The following is a 17,277-nucleotide window of genomic DNA, read 5'->3' on the forward strand; positions in this document are numbered from 1 at the left end:
AATTGATTCAATAAGTTGTTGTTCATTTGACTCTTATTTTGCAACAAAAAAGAGTAGAGAATTTTTTACGTCTACTCCTTTGATTATTTTAAAATATTATAGAAATTTCTTTTGTTATTAAATCTACTTATAAAAAACCATCTGTGGTAAATGCGTGAGATGTAATAAGATAACCACATCGTTATAAAGCTCCAATACCATGTCCAATTGTTATACTTAATTAGATTAGTGTATTTAACAGCAAATATTTCGAACCCTGCAATTATTGCTGTATGGATAAAGTAATAAATTAGTTTTACAACGTTATTACTCTTTTCTGGATAATATAAATTGAATAATGCGCATAACGAAGGATAAACAAAGTATTCAAATGTAAAGCTAGATTTGATTGCTTTTCTAAAGAATAGACGATTAGGATAAGAAATTAGAGCTTTTTCAACTACAAGTAAACCGAAAAGCCATGTAATGACTTGTTTAAACAAAAAGGATATATGGGCTTCCCTTATTCTGTTTTTAGGTACATATTTTATTAATAATAGCGACGTAATTATCCATGCTGATAATTCAATTGTTTTATCTAATTTATTACTCATAAGTATTTCACCTCCTTGGATATAGGTTGGCACTACCTCTAAATTTTTATGTGAAATTTATTAATGAAAATGCAACTCACTGCGAATTCTTCTTTTAGGAATATATTACTGAGTTTTAGAAACATAGCTGAAATAAAAGACTAGCTGCATAGTGTCCCCGTGTATTTGTTTTCCTGATTCTTCGGAACTTATTTACCTTTCTAACGTAAATAGTAGTATTCAATGAACGGGAGGACAAAGAAATGTTTTTATTTTATATAGGAACGACCTTAGTTATTGGTGCAGTTATTTATTATATCTTACATAAATCAAGCTTAAGTGAACGAGCTACTTGTATGCTATGTGGGGAAAGGTTAGCGGAAATCTATAATGAAGGTGCTTATGCTTATGAAACAAGAGCACTGATGGAGAAGGAACATAAATGTGTTAAATGTGGCGGGGAAATGGAGTTGAAAAAGAAGTAAGGAACGAAAGCTTAGAGGAGGGATTTCAATGTTCGTACTTGGGAATATTCTAATCTTAATTGGGTTATTTATGATAGTTAATCCGTCAATCTTTTGGAAGATAACGGAGAGTTGGAAATCGAGTCAAGCTTCAGATCCCTCAGGGTTGTATATATGGTCAACACGTTTTGGTGGGGTGATGTTTACAATTGTAGGTATCAGTACGGTGGTGATAGCTTTTCTTTAAATAGTTAAAACGAAAGTGGGACCCTGACACCATAGCCAATTATATTTTTACACCATATTTTAATATTTTGTAAGCTTTTAAAGGTTTAACAACATCTTTAACGAATTACTAATAATGTTACTATTATGATACTTGAAAATAGAAAGGTAGCGATAGATATGGAAACACTACAAACATTTTTAAAAGACTTCAATGACAGAATGCAAGAATTATATAAAGAGGCGACCGGGGCAAGCTGGATGGCTCAAACAACTGGAGAACCTGAGTGGGCTGCAAAATTAAGTGAAGCTGGAACTAGGTATAGTCTATTATTCTCTTCAAAAGATACATACGAGAAAACAAAACAATTTCTAGCAACGGAAAACGTAACAGAGATTGAAAAACGTCAGCTTCAACTTTTACTAAATGAAATGGAAGGCAACCAACTTCCTGAAGAAGTGATTGCTGACCTTTCAAAACGCTCTTCTGAACTGAATTTACTATTTAACACATTCTCACCTGAAGTCGATGGCAAGAAGTATTCTGCCAATGAAATTCGAGACGTTTTGGTGAATAGTAAAGACCAAGAACTACGTAAAAAAGTATGGTTTGCAAGTAAGGAAGTTGGGAAAGTTGTAGAAAAAGACCTACTTGAGCTTGTGAAGAAGCGCAATGAAGCTGCACAATTACTTGGCTATGATAACCATCATCAAATGGGCTTTGCTCTTCAAGAGCTTGACCGTGATGAAGTATTCGGTATTTTCAACGAGTTAATTGAGCAATCAGATGAAGCGTACCGCTCGATGAAGAAAGAACTAGATGAACGTTTAGCAACTAAATTTGGGATTTCACCAGAGGAAATCCGCCCTTGGCATTATGTGGATCCGTTTTTCCAAGAGGCACCACCAACTGATTCAGCTAATCTAGATCCTTTTTATAAGGGTAAGGATATTGTCCAAATCACAACGGATACGTTTCACTCAATGGGAATCGAAATTGATGATCTATATGCAAAAAGCGATTTGTTTCCTAGAGAAAAGAAAAATCCAACAGCCTTTTGTACGGATATAGACCGCGAAGGTGATGTTCGTGTTCTTTGTAACTTAACGGAAGATGCATATTGGATGGAAACGAACCTACATGAGTTTGGCCATGCGGCTTATTTCAAATATGTAGACTCTAACCTTCCATTTGATTTACGTACAGTAAGTCATACTTTAACAACCGAATCAATCGCGATGTTATTCGGAAAAATGGGCAAAGACCCACGTTGGCTAAAGCGCTTCTTACAAGTTGATGAAGCAACAGTAGATGAGCTTGCTCCAGAATTACAAAAGTACCAACAGTTACAAATGCTTATTGCAGGAAGATGGATTATTACTTTTGTATTTTTTGAAAAAGAACTGTACGAAAATCCGGATCAAGATTTAAACGCTTTATGGTGGAAAATCGTAAATGAAGTTCAGCTAGTGACTCCTCCTGATTCGACAGATAATCCTGATTGGGCTGCAAAAATTCATTTTACACTCGCACCTGTTTACTATCAGAATTATCTACTTGGAGAACTAATGGCAGCACAGCTTCTTCGTCATATTGAAACAAAGATTTCACCTGACTTTTTCACAAAAGAAACAGGAGAAATGCTCATCAATGAATTCTTCAAACCAGCTGCCCTATATGACTGGAATGAAAAAATTAGCCGTGTATCAGGTGAAAAATTAAACCCTACTCACTTTGTTGATGTGTATTGCAAAACTCAGGTGAAAAGTTAAGTAGTTAAAAATAGGATAGCCTGGACTCTATGGTCTAAGCTATCCTTTTTCTATTATTTTGACGATTGAATTGTAATAGACTTTCACGGTGATGATTCTAAAGAATGACTGGTGGTACCACTTCAATCCTAAAGATTAACGGGTAACTCTTGTATTACTTAGTAGGCCATTACTGTGCAACAATCGGGCCATATTGTGGAAGATCAATCCCGAAGAAATTTGGATACTTATGTTAAACAATAGAATAGATTATGGAGGAAAAATCAAAAAGTAAAATCGCAACAAATATTTTTTAGAGGAGCTAATTTATATTGGCTCCTCTTTTTTTTAGCGATCTTTGTAATAGATATTTCTTTTAAGAAGGAAAAATAATTCTCATACCAATTTCATTTTTAAAGGTTTTTATCAGTTATTTGAACATTATAAAATTATGCAGGATTAAATCTTTTTTTATTTAATTTCGTCTTAATTGGTGAGGTGATGAAAGTGCCTGATGACCAAGAGTTAATAGAAGAAATATTAGGCGGTAGTCAAGCTGCGATGGAGGTGTTAACGAGAAAGTATTACAAATCCATCTATGCTTTTATCTACCGTAAAGTGGGCGACAAGGAAACAGCATATGACTTAACTCAAGAAGTATTTATAAAAGTCATACAAAGAATACAATCATATTCGCATAAAGGAACATTCAAAAGCTGGCTATTCTCAATTGCCATTAATCATTGCAGGGATTACTGGGGAAGTGCGTATTACAGGCATACCTCTTTGAAAACAGAGTTACCTGAGACATTAGAAAGTGACGAGAAAAGTATTCCTTATATTTTTGAACGGAAAGTGATGAGAGAACAAGTGAGATTAGCTCTAGCTAGCCTACCTGATTATCAGAAGGAGGCTCTAATTCTGAAATATTTTCACCACATGAAAATAAAAGAAATTTCTAAAGTGACAAACACTAGTGTTCCTACAGTTAAATCTAGACTGAATCAAGGGCTGAATAAATTAGCCAAACTTTTGAAAAGAGGTGAGGTAGATGAGCAAGAAAAAAATGGACAAAACTGAATTTGAATATGATATGGATTATGATCCGGAACTGGACGAACTCGAACGAGAAATAGGGCTTTTGTTAGATGAATACGATGTGGAGTATCCTAGTGAGTCAGAAATGATGCTGACCATTGATGCTATTAGACCTTATGTTCCTGTTAAAGAAAGCAAATGGAAAAATCGTTTTGAGGGCATGTCTGCTATTATGAAGCAATCCATAATTGAGTTCTTTTATATGAGCCCTATATTTTGGTTTTCAAATAGTTTATTTCTCCTTATAGGTCTTTCTGCTGTTCTTTTATCTGAAATAAATCCCTATGTGATTTTATTGTTACTTGGACCAATTCCTACAATCACTGGTTTGTTGGAAGTGATAATGAGAATGAATGCTGGAATGGCTGAGCTCGAGGTGACTTTTAAATATAGTTTACAGCAAATAGTCCTATCCAAGATGTTGGTAGTAGGTGGATTCAACCTACTAATTAATTTATTTTTCACATGCATTTCCTTCCTCTATCACGATCTTTTGATTTGGAAACTAATGCTTTACTGGGTTACTCCTTTCACAGTGATAACAGCAATCTCTTTTGTCATCGTAAGCAGATATAGAAAGGTTTATGCGGTTACTGCAGGGCTTGCGATTTGGATGGTTTTTGGTAGCTTAGCTAGCCGAACAAATATTATTGAAAAAATAGAAAGCATATCACCAGCAGTATTTATTTTCGTTATTTTTATTGCTGCCATAGTTACCATTTTCCAAATCAGTAAAATACAAAAAAGAGGTGTAAATTATGAATTTAACCGTTGATAATGTTTCTAAAAACTTCGGAAATAAAACGGCTTTAGATCATATAAATTTGGAATTCACAACCGGTGTTTACGGAATCTTGGGAGCGAACGGTTCAGGGAAAACAACATTAATGCGAATTCTTGCAAGTGTGATAAAGCCAAGCTCCGGACAAGTATTTTTCAATGGCCAAGATGCGGTGATTATGGACCATCAATACCGAGAATTAATTGGATATTTGCCCCAACATGTGGGATTGTATAAGAATTTCACCGCAGAAAAGTTTTTAAAATATGTCGCCACATTAAAAGGATTATCAAAAGGGGAAGCACAAGAAAAAGTCGATGAAGTATTGGCACTAGTCGGACTATTAGATCATCGAAAAGGCAAAGTAGGTAAATTTTCTGGAGGTATGAAGCGGCGTGTTGGCATCGCCCAGGCATTATTGAATGACCCCAGGATTTTAATTGTAGATGAACCAACTGCTGGACTAGATCCGAAGGAAAGGATTCGTTTTAGAAATTTGATATCCAAAATATCTACTAATAGAATTGTCCTTTTATCCACTCATATAGTATCGGATATCGAATTTATCGCTAAAGAAATTCTAGTCCTTAAAGATGGTAGATTGATTGAAAAAGAAACTCCCCAAAAACTATTAAAAGGGATTGAAGATAAAGTGTGGACGGCTTTTGTAAGTGAAGCAGAAATTTCGAACTTTCAATCCAAGTATAAAGTAGGAAATATTGCTCGTGCTCAGGAAAAATTCCAATTGCGAATTATAAGCGATTCAAAACCCCATGTGGATGCAAAAAATGAGGTTCCAAACTTAGAAGACCTATATCTATATTATTTAGATGGAGAGGTGATCGTATAATGCAACTTTTGAAATTTGAATTATATAAAATTTTTAAACAAAAAAGTATCTGGATTACACTCATTATTCTATTAGGCATGTCTTATCTAATTTTGAATTATCCTTATGATCCAAATATAGAAAAAGAGTTATATAAGAAGTGGGAGGGTCCTATTACGGAGGAAAAAGTTAAACTGGCTGAAAGTGAATATGAAGTTTTGCAGTCAAAAGGAACACAACATAGTGTAGATTCAGGAGATAATTACACTGATACTATATTTATAGAGTCGCAAATTCTTAAAAAAATTATGATGGTAGATACGATAAAAAATAATGTTACACAAAGGTTAAACGAACTAGAAGGCGAAAACAGTGTAAAAGCGAATGTGGAAAAGAATATGTTGGAAAAAATAAACCTAAATTATTTTTCCTATTTTACAGGACCTTCGCAAATAGTTATTTTTGTAGCAGACGGTGGTTTCATGGTTCTTGGAGTTATGCTGCTACTTGGATTGTCCCCAATATATTCTAATGAATATAGTTCGAATGTTGATAATTATATATTTAGTTCCAAAAAAGGTAGAAAATCGTTAGCTTGGGCAAAAATGGGTGCATCGCTTATTTATACTCTAATTGTTGTTTTTGTATGGGAAATGTTTAGTTTGCTAATGAATTTCCTCCAACACGGGAATGATGGTTGGAGCACACCGCTTCAATTGTTAACGGCTCCTTATTATAGGGATTCTCCGTATTCTTTTACAGCATTAGAGTACCATTTCGTTCAATTAGGTATACATTTATTAGCAGCATTCGCCTTTGCGTTATTGATTGTATTAATTTCGTCTATTAGTAAAAATTCATTAATCTCCTTTTTTGTTTCATTATCTATTTTCGCAGTACCCATAATCATAGATGGTGTTCAGTGGTTAGAAACGATTCTAGCATTTTCTTACACTGAAGTTTTGAGAGTACAATTTTTATTTAATGAATTTAAAACAGTTGACGTCTTTGGATATCCGATTTCATACCCTGTTTTCGCTTGTTTAATAATGATTATGTTACTACTGATTTCCATTAAGACTGTTTTACAAATAATTAAGCATAAAGAAATCACGTCGTAAAAATCACGGAACTTATATTACGAGATGCCAAATATAATCCTCTCCTAGTTATTACGTTATCGGGCGCTTTTATTGAAAAAGCAAAAATAGAACAGCTTTATTTACTGCGTAGTACAAAAATACTGGTTACAAAATACAATTCATAAAAACGATTATTTTTAGGGTTGATCGTTTTGTCGTATTTGAGACAAAAAACAATAAAAGAAGACTAAAGCCTATTTCCTCGGTACGGGAAAGAAGGGTTAGGCTTTATTATTTCAAAAACAAGGTGACAGCCAATGGTAGATTCCTTGGCAACTGTTGGTAAGAATCATGGCACAAGTTGTGCATTCTTGTCACTGTAATCAGTCTAGAGTATCAACCCATTTTATCTAATAAATCTTTGGATTAAAGGCTATTAGATTCTCATTATTAGTTATAATTGATATATAAAGAAGTAAAATTGGAGGCTAAGGCATGGAAAATGAAAAATGTGACATGGTTCAACCAAATGGTGTTAAGGAAAAGAAATTAGAAGTCGTTGATGGATATACGATAAAGTACCATGCAAACGGAAAAACCATATGGTCAAAGGGGAAAATGGTTGGAGATCATCCAGACGGCTATTGGGAATGGTATCGTGCTGATGGAACAATTAAACGTTCTGGTTATTTTGAAAAAGGTGAGCCTGTTGGTGAATGGATTACTTATGATAGCAAAGGTGAAAAATACAAAACGACTCAGCGTAAATGAGTGAGCAATTCCTAGTAAAGGAGTGAAAAAAATGTTAATAGGTCATATTAAAGAAATTGTTAGACACCCGGTAAAATCTTTTCGTGGAGAAAGTGTACCAAAATCAAGAATAATGGACTATGGTTTATACGGAGACCGTAGTCATGCGTATATAGACGATACAAAAAATGGGGATTTCTTAACCATCACACAATTCCAAGAAATGGTGGGTTATCAAGCGAGATTTGTGGGAGAAGAATCAATGGACGAATATCCTAGAGTCGAAGTAACCACGCCTGAGGGAAAGGTTTTTGATTGGCAAGACCGTGAGTTAATTAGAGAAATGGAAGACAAATCAGAACGAAATATATCTACAAGGCAATATACTCCATCACATGTACCTATTGGACCAATTGCAGTGGAACATGTCCTGCTAGCAACAGATGCTTCATTAGACAAGGTGCAAGAATTATGGGGGAGAGACGAAGTTGATTTGAGACGGTTTCGTCCTAATTTATTTATCTCCTTATTGGACAAGAAACCTTTTATTGAGGAAGAATGGATTGGGCGACGTATTAGGATAGGAACTGAAGTAGAAATGCAATTTGTTGGACATTGTGTAAGGTGTATGATTATTACTGTTAATCCTGATAATGCCGAAAGAGATCCGAGTTTACATAAAACCTTAATCAAAGAAAATAACAATAACTTTGGTGTGTATGCTTCTGTGGTAAAAACAGGTGACATACGTTTAGATGATGAAGTGCATCTTCTTGATTGATGGTTTTGGGGAGCCAAGGGAGAGTTCCATTGGTCTAATATAGAAATCACTAATGGAATAGTCCCTAAGGTCCAAAATCAAGGAATAACTTCAAAAACAGTCCCACGATAAGATCAGTCACTTTACCAAAGGCAAGTTTTCTGACTTCAACTCGAACAAGCGCACGATCGAAGTCAGAAAGAGGCGCTACTCCGAACTGTCTCTATAATCCAAAATCACGGAACAACTTCAAAAACAGTTCCCCGATTCAAATCTGTCACCTTCATCGACCCATTAACACCCATATACAATCTAGTCTGATCCATATTAGCCCCCAGCCCAACATAATAAGCAGATTGATCCCCAAAATCATAATCGGTTTCAATAATACTAAAGTCATTTTGTCTAAAATCTGGTCTTAACCTTGTATAAGCCAAAAACCCTTGATCTGAAGGTTCTTCTTTTCGTGCAAGGTCAGTAAATACAACACTTCCCATTAAAGCGGGGATTTCGTTCCCCATATAGGCCTGCACTCCAGTAAGTGCAGTTCCCCCGAACTTATCGGGGCGTGGATCTTGATGATAATAGCTGGTTAATGGCGGAATTCGCTTTGGTGAGAGTTTAATGGCTTCATTGTAAAAAGCAATGGTTTTCTCATCTAAATTGGAGTTTTCATCACAGTCCTTCAGTATAGGAGTAGGCAAATCACCTTCCCAACCTCTCCAGCCTAGGTTAATATATCCCTCTGAATTGATTTCAGTGTTTCTTGATGAAGCTTGAACAAGCTGCCTAACCGGGATAGGTTTATAATGAACGAATGAAAAGATGGATTCTATCAATTCCTGTCCGACATTCCCGACATATTTAATATACTGATTATAGTACCTTTGATATGAAATCCCAGGAATATTTCGAACCCCTTTAACAATGACTGTGAGTGTTTCTTGAATAGGGATAGGGAGTTCATTAAAGCGTGTGACCACAGGTGGATCATAGATAGAAGTGTTTTTAGTAACATCGATTTCAATAATCTTGCCGGCGATTTCCATATCATCTTGTGCTAAATTAAATGGATCAAAGCCTGATCCACCATCTCCGGTTGTTAACACAAGTTTTCCGGTTTCGGGTGAAAAGGTTAAGCTATTGAAACCATTATGATTGTAAAAAGGTCTCCTTAAGTTAAGCAATGTCCGTCGTCTTTGAGGTTCCCCATTTGTTTGCAAAATCCACTCTTCAACTGTATCAATATGATCGTATTGCGTTTCTCGGTTAGTCCATTTTAAGTTTAAGGTATTTGGCTCACAAGGGTTAGGCTCATACGAATCATGAGGAGCACCTGGACCTTGAGTGCCAGCTTTTGAATAATGAAGATAAAACAGACCGTTGTAATAAAATTGAGGATGAAAGGCGAGTCCAAGTAGTCCACGCTCATCATAACCACCCTTAGATTCACCTAGTTTTATAACTCTCTGCCGTATATCTAAAAAAGTCTTAACCTCTCCGCTACCTATATAAAAGATTTCTCCTACCTGGGTTGCAATAAATAAACGTTCAACAGAGTCACCAGGAAGTACCGTTGTTTTCATAACAGTAGGCAAATTGATATTATTTACAATGGGGCGTAAGCGAACCTTAACTTTTTTCAATCATATCCACACTCCATTCTGACTATTTCTATCTATTAAAATATGAGTAGGACAAAATCTATTAGAACGGAAACTTTTGGAACATGGGGACGGTCCTCATGTTTCTTTCGTTTCGCTAAACGAAGCAAACATGAGGACCGTCCCAGTGATTTTCATATTTACTTTTTTAAGCCTGCTGCAAAGAAGGGGCCATTTATGGTCATCGTCGATATAATTCGTGCTATCTCTTGTGGTGATTCCGCTCTATCACTATTCAGCCATTCTTGAATAACGCCGATATGTGCTGAAGCAATATAAGAAATTAGGTACTCTGGTGGAACAAGAAGATCTGCCTGCTTAAAAATAGAATTGTTGTTACTATCAAATAAGGCTTTCCTCATAAATACTTTCAATTTTGTTTGAAAAGATAAATCTCCTCTTGGACCCAACAAAGCTTTCATAAGCCCTCTATTTTGATTTATAAATTCAAAAAATGGGACAAGAAAGGTAAAAGGGATCGTATTCGGAGTATTTGTATATAGACCTGCAATGACTTTCGGAATGTTTTTAATGATCTTGTTCTCCATTTCTTTCACTACTTCTTCCTCACATTTGACCATTAAATCATATTTATCATAATAATGACTGTAAAAGGTTCCACGATTGATTTTTGCCCGAGTTGTGATGTCTTTAACAGTAAGTGCTTCAAATCCTTTTTCTTCTATTAATTCAATCAATGCATTCTTGATAGATTCTTTTGTTCGAATCACACGTAAATCCAAACCTATGTCACTCATTCCAATTCCTCCTATAAATTTTTTTGAACACTTTTATAAATATTGTCGGTTATCCAACACATCGTAAACTTTTGTTTATTGAGTAGAATATACCCAGAATTTATAATGTTAGTAAGTAATAAACAACACGTCGTTGTTTATTATTCTAACTGAAAATAGAAAGAAATAGAAAATCATTTTTAAAATAATCACGGTTGCCAAGATGTTATTTAAGGAGGTACAACAATGGAAATTCAGGTCTCTAACGTCAGTAAAAGTTTTGATAAAAAGCAAGTCATAAATGATATTACATTCACCATTCCGATAGGAGAAATTTGTTGTTTACTTGGTCCTTCTGGTTCTGGAAAAACAACATTGATTCGCCTGATGATTGGTGCAATTACTGCTGACCAGGGGACTATTCGATTCGGAGAGAAGGAAATTCCAAATATGAAAATGTTAAAAAAGGTAGGTTTTATGCCGCAGAATGATTCCCTATATGACGATCTATCTGCTGAAGCCAATTTGCATTTTTTTGGAGGGCTATACCATATCGGCAAACAAGAGTTACGAAAGCGTATTGATGAGGTACTTGCTATTGTTGATTTAACAGAGCATAGAAAGAAATTGGTGAGAAATTTTTCTGGCGGTATGAAGAAGCGACTTTCCCTAGCAGCTGCCATTTTACATTCTCCTAAAATATTATTCTTAGATGAACCGACAGTTGGTATTGATCCTGTGTTACGTCGTAAGATATGGGACCAATTTCAAGTAATAAAAAATTCCGGGACAACGATTATTGTTTCTACACATGTAATGGATGAAGTGACAGAGTGCGATAAGGCTGCACTCATTTATAATGGTTCCTTAATTGAATATGATACCGTAACAAATCTACTTAAAAAAACTGTAAACGGGAGAGTCGAGGAACTATTTTTCATTGCTTCAGGTAAATCGGAAGGCGGTGCTGTGCAATGATCCATTTAGCCAAACGTGTTATCCGTCAAACAATTAATGACAAACGAAGCGTCATGATGATCTTAGTTGCTCCACTATTGATTTTGACTTTGGTTTATTTTTTATTGGGTGATTCAGGTTATGTGCCGACAATTGGCATTGATAAAAATGCCATCCCAGATTCTCTAGTAATTGCTTTGGAAGAACAAGATTTAAATGTTGTAGATGTTACAAGTAATAGTATCGAACATCCAAAAGACTATTTGAAGGAACATCCAGATGTGGATGCGATTTTTACCCTCTCAAAAAATTCGGGTATGACTATTACAATGTATGAACCCTCTACTAAAGGTGCAAAGGCTGCTAGTGAGATTCAAACAGCGATGGGCTCCTTACATCCTTCAGCAGAAATAAATATGTCTTATGTATATGGGACAAAAGGCCAATCAAGTTTTGATTCCCTTGGCTATGTGTTTCTTGCCTTATTCTCGTTTTTCTTAGTATTCATCATTTCGGGTATGGCACTAGTTAGAGAGCGAAGTGGCGGAACCTTGGAGCGGTTATTGATGACTCCAATTAAACGTGGTGAGGTCATTCTTGGTTATACGTTAGGGTATGGTGTGTTTGCCATAGTTCAAGCCATTATCATTGTTCTTTATTCCATTTTTGTCCTGCAATTAAGTTCCGTAGGGAACATTGGATGGATTTTACTCACGATGGTTTTATTAGCCGTGACAGCTGTTTCGTTTGGTGCCACGATTTCAATATTTGCAAGTTCAGAACTGCAAGTAGTACAAATGATTCCATTTACCATCATTCCACAAGTGTTTTTTTCGGGGTTGATTCCACTAGACTTGATTCCATATCAATTAGGAAATCTGTGTTACATTATGCCTATTTATTATGGAGCAGCAGCGATTAAAGGTGTCATGGTTTATGGAGATGGCTTCATGCAAATCTGGGGTTATCTTCTCGGGTTAATCTTGTATGCATTTCTGTTATACCTACTAAACACACAAGCCTTAAAAAAGTTTAGGAAACTATAACCTTACGGAACATGGGGAGGAACAGCGGAACATGGGGACGGTCCTCATGTTTCTTTCGTTTCGCTAAACGAAGAAAACAGTAGAACCGTCCCAGTGTTTTACTATTGGTTCAAATGTCGGTAATATAGTAACCAGACATAACTAATAGGAATGGAGACACAGGAGATGGGAATTGTTTTTATAGGCATCGTTTCGATTTTGTTATATGGAGCGCTTGTCTATTACGTTGGATGGAGCAGCTGGAGTTTGTTCCGACCGAAAGAAAGCCCTTATAAACGAAAAATTAAAATACTGTATATTATTACGCTAACAATCGTTTCAACCTCTTTCATTGTGGGACGAGTTTTCGGATTTGTCTTGTTTAATATCTTAGGCGCTTATTGGATGGCTGTATTTTATTTATTAATAATAATTCTTCCAGTGGTGCATCTCAGCGTTTGGTTATTGCAACTAACACGGGTTCCGCGTCACCGAGTTGAGAAATGGGCAGGTATTATTACCCTTATTCTTGTAATTAGCTTAATAAGCTATGGATCTTATAATGCTTATAGCCCGGTCGTGAGCACCTATCAGATGAATATCGATAAGCCAGCAGGTGACATCGGTGAGCTAAATGTCGTCATGGCATCTGACATGCACTTCGGTTTACTGTCGAACAGAGATCATGCCCAGCGTCTTGTAAAGGAAATCAATCTGCTACAGCCTGATATCGTTTTATTCCCTGGAGATGTTTTTGATGATGATATTGAACAGTATATTCAGCAAGGTATGGACGAAGTGTTGTCTGGCATTCAATCTACATACGGAGTGTACGCTTCATTAGGGAATCATGATAAGTATGAGGGCACGATGGAACAGCTTATTAAGGTACTCCAAGACAGCAATATGGAGGTACTGTATGATGAGGCCATACTGATTGAGAATAGCCTGACTATAGTAGGACGCAAGGACCTTACAGATAGCGACCGGCTCTCGGTTCCCGCGCTTATGGACGGTGTCGATATGTCGAAGCCGGTCATTATGTTGGACCACCAGCCATATGAACTGGATATCGCGCAGGAAAACGGTATCGACCTTCTAGTAGCGGGACATACGCATCGCGGACAGGTGTTTCCGGGCAATCTGATTACTAGTAAAATTTACGAAGTTGACTGGGGCTATCTACAGAAAGAACAGCTGCACACGGTGGTTTCGTCTGGATACGGCTTCTGGGGCCCGCCGATTCGTCTTGGGTCTCGATCTGAAATTGTTCAGATAACGGTAACGTTCGCTCAATAACCGTTTGATTTTCTTTCATTTCACCTCGAGTATTTATGAAATAGTAGTAGAAGAGAGAGTTTAGAGTGTCTTAACCAAAATAGAATTTTTTAGTTGCCAAAGATGGGAATATATACTACACTACCAATATATTGATTCTTCATTGTTAATAAAAACTACATATTGTGTATTACCAATAAAAATGGTGTTTAAAATACTTAATAGGGAATCTGGTGAAAGTCCAGAGCTGTCCCCGCAACTGTAAGTGCAGACGAAATAAGTACATCCACTGTCATATGATGGGAAGGACTTAGAGTAGGACGAAGCACAAGTCAGGAGACCTGCCATTTTTATATCGTGTTATCTTCTTCGGGAGTTGGGAAGGTAGAATGAGGGTATGTTAATAGTGGGGAAAGACTGACTTTTTCCCATGTGTTAATACTATCATGTAATTCTACTAATGAATCCATTACTCAAGAGGTAATGGATTTTTTTTGTTTCAAATGAATTTTACATCATAGGAAAGAAGGAAATTGCATGAACAAATTATCTACGAATGTCTCACGGACCATTCAAACAAAGCTTGTATTGCCCCCTGATACAAATCATATGGGAACGATTTTTGGAGGGACTGTTTTATCCTATATTGACGAGATAGCAGCCATAGCAGCGATGAAGCATAGCAAGAAAGTAGTGGTAACTGCTTCGATAGATACTGTTAATTTCTTAAGTTCCGCAAAAGTAGGAGATATTTTAACCCTAGAAGGCTTTGTTATTTCAACCGGCAGAACGTCTATGGAGGTTTATGTGAAAGTAGAGTGTGAAAAATATGAGACTGGAGAAAGAACATTAACAACGACGTCCATTTTAACAATGGTTGCGATTAATGAAGATGGGAAGCCAGTGCCTGTACCAGGTGTTACTCCAGAAACAGAAGAAGAAAAACAGTTTCTACTACATGCAAAACAAAGAAAAGAAAGAAGATTAAAGATAGCAAATCTTGCAGAGGAGTTCTAAAACTATGAAAACACAAATCAAAACTACTATAGAAAGTATCATTCAAGAGGTAGGCCAAATTTATCACTTACAAACAAATTTTTTACTGGAAAGTATTTCAGGTTTAGAAGAAGAAAATCAAAGAGAACAAGCGCTTCATTTTGCATTAAATCAAATTTCCCTAGAAGAACCTAATTGGACATATGTAGCAGCACAAATGTATTTACATAAATTGTATCAGGATGCAGCAAAAGTAAGGGGATACGAGGCTAAGAAGAAATATGGTTCCTTTTATTCACTGGTAGATCATTTAGCGGAGATAGGTATTTATGAACAGAATCTACTACAATCGTATTCAAAGGAAGAAATAGAGGAATTAGAGAGTATTATTGATCCCCAAAAAGATCATCTATTTCAATATATCGGCCTATTCCTATTAGCAGACCGATATTTAGCGAAAGATTATCAGGGCACTATTTATGAATTGCCACAAGAACGGTTTATGATTATTTCTATGTTTCTAATGATGAATGAAGATAAAGAAAAGCGGATTTCATATATAAAAGAGGCCTATTGGGCTTTAAGTCATTTACATATGACCGTTGCAACACCTACTTTAGCTAATGCAGGGAAACGAGTTGGACAGCTATCATCATGCTTTATCGATACGGTCGATGACTCATTAGACGGTATTTACTTGAATAACTGGGATGTTGCAAGATTGAGTAAGGATGGCGGAGGCTTAGGTTTATATTACGGCAAGGTTCGTGCGTTAGGATCTGATATTAAAAAGTTTAAAGGCAATTCATCTGGAATCGTACCTTGGATCAGGCAAATCAACAACACGGCTGTAAGTGTGGATCAATTAGGTCAACGGCAAGGGGCAATTGCTGTGTATTTAGATATATTTCACAAAGATATTATGAATGGATTTTTAGATTTAAAAACAAATAATGGTGACGAGAGAAGAAAAGCACATGATATTTTTACTGGCGTTTCTATCCCCGATTTATTTATGGAAACGTTAGAAGAGAAAGATGAATCTGGTAGGAGTATTGGAGAGTGGCATACGTTTTGTCCTCATCAAGTAAAACAAATGATGGGGTGGAAAGATGAAAACGGTACATCACTTGGCTTAGAAGATTTTTATGATGAGAATGATGAAAAATATTTCACTGAAAAATATATGGAAGCCGTTCATCACCCTTTGCTACCAAGAAAAACATATCGAGCAATGGATATTATGACGAGAATAATGGTATCACAATTAGAAACAGGTACTCCTTATATGTTTTACCGTGACGAAGTAAATAGGCAGAACCCAAATAAACATGTTTTTGGAAAAGGGCGAACAGCTATCTTCTGTAGTAACCTGTGTACAGAGATTGCGCAGAATATGTCAGCAACAACAATCGTAAAAGAGTATAAGGATGATGAAGGAAATATTGTCATCGTACGTAAGCCTGGAGACTTTGTTGTTTGTAATCTATCATCTATAAATCTCCCAAGTGCCTTTAGGTTAAATGTGTTACCAAGATTAATCAAAATTCAAATGAGAATGCTTGATAATGCAATAGATCTGAACTCTCTGTCAGTTGGACAAGCTGATGCGACGAATAAAAAATATAGAGCGGTGGGTCTAGGTACATTTGGTTGGCATCATCTTTTAGCATTAGAGGGAATTTATTGGGAATCAGAAGATGCTGTAACATTTGCTGATGAGTTATATGAGGATATAGCGTTCTATACAATACAGTCATCAATGGAAATTGCTAAGGAGAAGGGGGCATACCAATGTTTCAAAGGGTCACAGTGGCAAACAGGAGAATATTTTAAACAAAAGAACTATACATCAGAACGTTGGATGAAATTACAAAAGGATGTTTCGGGCTATGGGGTTAGAAATGGTTGGATGATGGCGATTGCACCTAATTCATCTACAGCTAAAATTGGAGGCTCTACAGATGGTATTGATCCACTTTATGCTGTGGAATATGCAGAGGAGAAGAAAAATTTCAAATTTAAAGTAACTGCACCAGACTTAAACCATAATACGTACAATTATTATCGAAAAACTAGGCACTTTTTAGACCAGCATTGGAGCATAAAGCAAAATGCTGCTAGGCAACGACATATTGACCAAGGAATTAGTTTTAACCTGTATGTTCATCATACAATCAAAGCCAAGGAACTATTAAACTTACATCTAGAGGCATGGAAACAAGGCTTAAAAACAACCTACTATATTAGAAGTACGTCTCAGGGAGAACTAGTCGAATGCGAAGCTTGTCATAGTTAAAAAAGGGG

General features: G+C 36.1%; 17 protein-coding genes and 1 riboswitch. Of the genes, 14 read left to right on the forward strand and 3 right to left on the reverse strand.

Going from position 1 to position 17,277, the window contains the following annotated elements; translation table 11 throughout:
* Positions 1-83 precede the first annotated feature (83 nt).
* Complete coding sequence (locus J2Z26_RS22350) at positions 84-593, reverse strand: CBO0543 family protein (RefSeq protein WP_193537571.1); 510 nt, start codon at positions 591-593, stop codon at positions 84-86.
* Positions 594-835: 242 nt separating this feature from the next.
* On the opposite strand from J2Z26_RS22350, the gene J2Z26_RS00460 reads away from it, so the two are divergent.
* From J2Z26_RS00460 to J2Z26_RS00500, 9 genes are all read left to right on the forward strand, one after another.
* Entirely contained in the window at positions 836-1,057 is a 222-nt protein-coding gene (locus tag J2Z26_RS00460; protein WP_193537569.1) for a hypothetical protein, read from the forward strand.
* Positions 1,058-1,085: 28 nt separating this feature from the next.
* Positions 1,086-1,283, forward strand: coding sequence for a DUF6199 family natural product biosynthesis protein (locus J2Z26_RS00465; protein ID WP_193537567.1), 198 nt, complete (start codon positions 1,086-1,088; stop codon positions 1,281-1,283).
* 158 nt (positions 1,284-1,441) lie between these two features.
* Complete coding sequence (locus J2Z26_RS00470) at positions 1,442-3,034, forward strand: M2 family metallopeptidase (protein WP_193537565.1); 1,593 nt, start codon at positions 1,442-1,444, stop codon at positions 3,032-3,034.
* A gap of 486 nt (positions 3,035-3,520) precedes the next feature.
* Positions 3,521-4,093, forward strand: a complete 573-nt coding sequence (locus J2Z26_RS00475) for an RNA polymerase sigma factor (RefSeq protein WP_193537563.1) — start codon at positions 3,521-3,523, stop codon at positions 4,091-4,093.
* A complete protein-coding gene (locus J2Z26_RS00480) occupies positions 4,065-4,886 on the forward strand; it encodes a hypothetical protein (RefSeq protein ID WP_193537561.1) in 822 nt (273 codons plus the stop codon). Before J2Z26_RS00475 ends, J2Z26_RS00480 begins: the two co-directional genes overlap by 29 nt.
* Complete coding sequence (locus J2Z26_RS00485) at positions 4,870-5,742, forward strand: ABC transporter ATP-binding protein (protein ID WP_193537559.1); 873 nt, start codon at positions 4,870-4,872, stop codon at positions 5,740-5,742. Before J2Z26_RS00480 ends, J2Z26_RS00485 begins: the two co-directional genes overlap by 17 nt.
* Positions 5,742-6,842 carry a hypothetical protein gene (locus J2Z26_RS00490; protein ID WP_193537557.1) on the forward strand — a complete coding sequence of 367 codons (1,101 nt, stop codon included), beginning with the start codon at positions 5,742-5,744 and terminating at the stop codon, positions 6,840-6,842. The genes J2Z26_RS00485 and J2Z26_RS00490 overlap by 1 nt, the downstream gene beginning before the upstream one ends.
* 456 nt (positions 6,843-7,298) lie before the next feature.
* Positions 7,299-7,574, forward strand: a complete 276-nt coding sequence (locus tag J2Z26_RS00495; protein WP_193537555.1) for a toxin-antitoxin system YwqK family antitoxin — start codon at positions 7,299-7,301, stop codon at positions 7,572-7,574.
* A gap of 31 nt (positions 7,575-7,605) precedes the next feature.
* On the forward strand, positions 7,606-8,334 hold the full coding sequence (locus tag J2Z26_RS00500; RefSeq protein WP_193537553.1) for an MOSC domain-containing protein: 729 nt from the start codon (positions 7,606-7,608) through the stop codon (positions 8,332-8,334).
* A gap of 215 nt (positions 8,335-8,549) precedes the next feature.
* Here the strand turns inward: J2Z26_RS00500 and J2Z26_RS00505 are convergent, their stop codons facing one another.
* The gene (locus J2Z26_RS00505) at positions 8,550-9,959 is read right to left on the reverse strand and encodes a PQQ-dependent sugar dehydrogenase (RefSeq protein ID WP_193537551.1); all 1,410 of its coding nucleotides are present in this window, start codon (positions 9,957-9,959) and stop codon (positions 8,550-8,552) included.
* Positions 9,960-10,117: 158 nt separating this feature from the next.
* On the reverse strand, positions 10,118-10,735 hold the full coding sequence (locus J2Z26_RS00510) for a TetR/AcrR family transcriptional regulator (RefSeq protein ID WP_209794268.1): 618 nt from the start codon (positions 10,733-10,735) through the stop codon (positions 10,118-10,120).
* 225 nt (positions 10,736-10,960) lie between these two features.
* Here J2Z26_RS00510 and J2Z26_RS00515 point away from each other — a divergent pair, with 225 nt between their 5' ends.
* The 5 genes from J2Z26_RS00515 (at position 10,961) to J2Z26_RS00535 (ending at position 17,269) form a co-directional block, all read left to right on the forward strand.
* Positions 10,961-11,692, forward strand: coding sequence for an ABC transporter ATP-binding protein (locus tag J2Z26_RS00515; RefSeq protein ID WP_193537547.1), 732 nt, complete (start codon positions 10,961-10,963; stop codon positions 11,690-11,692).
* Complete coding sequence (locus J2Z26_RS00520) at positions 11,689-12,717, forward strand: ABC transporter permease (protein WP_193537545.1); 1,029 nt, start codon at positions 11,689-11,691, stop codon at positions 12,715-12,717. The genes J2Z26_RS00515 and J2Z26_RS00520 overlap by 4 nt, the downstream gene beginning before the upstream one ends.
* 165 nt (positions 12,718-12,882) lie before the next feature.
* Positions 12,883-13,995, forward strand: coding sequence for a metallophosphoesterase (locus tag J2Z26_RS00525; protein ID WP_193537543.1), 1,113 nt, complete (start codon positions 12,883-12,885; stop codon positions 13,993-13,995).
* Positions 13,996-14,160: 165 nt separating this feature from the next.
* A riboswitch (cobalamin riboswitch) is annotated at positions 14,161-14,337 on the forward strand.
* A 174-nt stretch (positions 14,338-14,511) separates the two neighbouring features.
* Positions 14,512-14,991 carry an acyl-CoA thioesterase gene (locus tag J2Z26_RS00530; protein WP_193537541.1) on the forward strand — a complete coding sequence of 160 codons (480 nt, stop codon included), beginning with the start codon at positions 14,512-14,514 and terminating at the stop codon, positions 14,989-14,991.
* A 4-nt stretch (positions 14,992-14,995) separates the two neighbouring features.
* On the forward strand, positions 14,996-17,269 hold the full coding sequence (locus tag J2Z26_RS00535; protein WP_193537539.1) for a ribonucleoside-diphosphate reductase subunit alpha: 2,274 nt from the start codon (positions 14,996-14,998) through the stop codon (positions 17,267-17,269).
* The last annotated feature ends 8 nt before the right edge of the window (positions 17,270-17,277 follow it).

It is taken from the genome of Cytobacillus luteolus (assembly GCF_017873715.1).
GTDB lineage: Bacteria > Bacillota > Bacilli > Bacillales > Bacillaceae_L > Bacillus_BV > Bacillus_BV luteola.